The sequence below is a fragment of the Shewanella sp. YQ_9 genome (assembly GCF_043103185.1).
Taxonomy (GTDB): domain Bacteria; phylum Pseudomonadota; class Gammaproteobacteria; order Enterobacterales; family Shewanellaceae; genus Shewanella; species Shewanella algae.
Genome location: NZ_JBICJO010000018.1, coordinates 1 through 2,327, shown reverse-complemented (window position 1 = coordinate 2,327; position 2,327 = coordinate 1). Strand labels below are relative to the sequence as shown.

Genomic DNA, 2,327 nt, shown 5'->3' with positions numbered 1-2,327 from the left:
TCTTTGTTGTTTTCTTAAAGTGCGCATTTTTTGCATCACTTTTCAGCGACTTTTTATACACCGTTTTCACAATATTTCTCAATGAAGGCCTCAATCATCGCATCAAATGATTCAAAAGCTGGATTGTGTGGGTGAACTCGGCCTTTAAACACGTTTTTATCACTTTTATAAATTTCTAATGATTCGTTAAGTTTTTCGCAACCATGAGTTTTGTCGTTATCCGTTAAATAAGCATTTCCCATGGAGAATAAGGCCTTGGATACACCCCAGTAATCTCCGTCTTGTTCAAAAGCTTTAGCTGCCAACTCGAAGTGTTTGATTGATTTTGATGCGGTAGGGTCGTACTCATTGTATTTTTCATAAAAGTCTTTCCGGTCACGATAGCTTCTACTTTTATAAAATAAGCCTAAAAATGTATGAGCTTCAGCCAAACCATAAAGATCTTTTGATTCTTCGAAGTCAGCTAGTGCCTCGAAGCCAAGCTTTTCAGCCGCTATGCCTCTGTCTTGTATTCTCATTAGTTGATATGCGTAACCAAGCTTAGTCATTGGGTCATTTGTATATGGAACCCCGGCCGCTGAGCAGCCGAGTAGAACCAAAGCGAATAGTGAAACGATAGTTAGTTTCATGCCAAAATTTCCTTTGGTTTACAATGCCATGGTTTTGCGACGGACCGGAACGCCAGCGTAGATGTGTCCGACAACAGCCACTTGTTAGAAGTTTTGAGGACACTATTCATTTACTGCTAGATGGTAGGTTGTAAAACACCGACCTGATAACTCTGTTTTATAAACTTTAGTGGACATTTTATTCAACACCTTGTATTCGCGCCTACTTTCGAGTAAATGGAATAGTATTTCTTTATGCCCTAGCTCTTTCGCCCAGCACATTAGCTTTTTGAAAATTGGTATGCCAAACCCCCAGAATTTTTGTGAGATAACAATCGCCAATTCAAAACCATTATCATCAGGCTGAATGCCACACCAACCTGCCAATACTCCACCAATATAAACCGCCCGGATGCGACAACCATGTATGGCATCTGTATTTATTTTTTCATTCATCCACGCATGGAGGCTTGTTTCGTCAAAATACGGGTGCTCGATCAAATGTGTTCTCAGAGAATCTTGATTGACCACGTCCATGAACTCTGTAGGGTTCACTTGATTAAAATGCAAAAATTCAATTTCACTCATATGCCGATACTTCTAGACATAATGATTCCCTGTGCAGGTGTCGGCCTCCGTGTTTTCTCGTGGATTAGTTAAACCAGAGCCACACTGTTTGTTGATCCAATAGGCAAACAATCACAGGAGGCCGACATGTCTAAAGCTAACACACTTTTTATCGGGTTGGACGTACACAAGGAGACCACTGACGTGGCCTGGGTTTCTGAAAATAAAAATCAAGCCACCCATTGTAAAACAATAACTTAATCTTCTTTCAGTCTGCGTTCAAGCACCAGTAGGGGATTTGAGCACCCGGAGGTAGAAAGATATCCGTGAGTTGCAGAGGTTTGATGAAATCGAACCGATTTCACGCAAAAATGCGAGATTTGAGCTGTGCTAGCCCTACCCATGGTTCAGGGGATTTCAATGGCTGCGGTTGAGCTAAATAGCGTGGGGTTCAAGCCGTTTGAAAGTATTGACAGCTGGTTGCAAAATGCCGTCGTCGCTTCTCCAAGTGTTCGCAGTAACAGCTGAGCTTTTGCAAGGTGCCTACCGGCCCACGAAATAGTCTTCCAAATTCAGTGGTAAGCTTGAGCCAGTTATCATGAGGGATATTCAACCGCGTCAGTAGCTTGGCACTCTTTTCACCTATCGCGCCACGTTTATCATCGCGAATACAACGCCCGGTATCATCCACTAATTCAAGATAATCCTTGAGCCCAAACGCAATACCATTGGGCTGGTTATCGCACTCATCGCCAATAAAGGGTAATAGCTTGGCGGGTTGTTCGCATTTCAAAGCTGCCTGAATACGTAGCCGAATGCTGGTATGTTCTGACTGCTCAGGCGTATCGGCCATCTTGGCTCTAATAGGATTGAGGTCAACGTAAGCCATGCAGGTTAACACGGCGGCTTCATCGAGTAAGGCTTGTGACTTAAATCTTCCCTCCCAGAATCGGCCGGTACAGTTATCTTCCTGATTGGCTTGACGCGCTATCGGTTCATTAAGACAACGCATGAACCAACTGATGTCACATAACCTGCTGCGATAAATCGCAATAGTATGCTTCAGCCTGGGCACATCATACGCTTCAATCAGCTCACCTTGGGTGAATTTGCGGGTTAACGCATCACCTTTGAACAGCTTATGCCATTGCT

The 2,327-nt window shown here is 43.4% G+C and carries 3 protein-coding genes; all 3 read right to left on the bottom strand.

What is annotated here, in order from left to right; genetic code table 11:
- Positions 1 to 53: 53 nt before the first annotated feature.
- Positions 54 to 629: a hypothetical protein gene (locus ACF8D4_RS05145; RefSeq protein ID WP_028781013.1), complete on the bottom strand. Its 576-nt coding sequence runs from the start codon at positions 627 to 629 to the stop codon at positions 54 to 56.
- 102 nt (positions 630 to 731) lie between these two features.
- Positions 732 to 1,196, bottom strand: coding sequence for a hypothetical protein (locus ACF8D4_RS05140; protein ID WP_025890172.1), 465 nt, complete (start codon positions 1,194 to 1,196; stop codon positions 732 to 734).
- A 430-nt stretch (positions 1,197 to 1,626) separates the two neighbouring features.
- Positions 1,627 to 2,327 (bottom strand): transposase (locus tag ACF8D4_RS05135; RefSeq protein ID WP_392468493.1); only part of this gene is annotated, 701 nt, incomplete at its 5' end.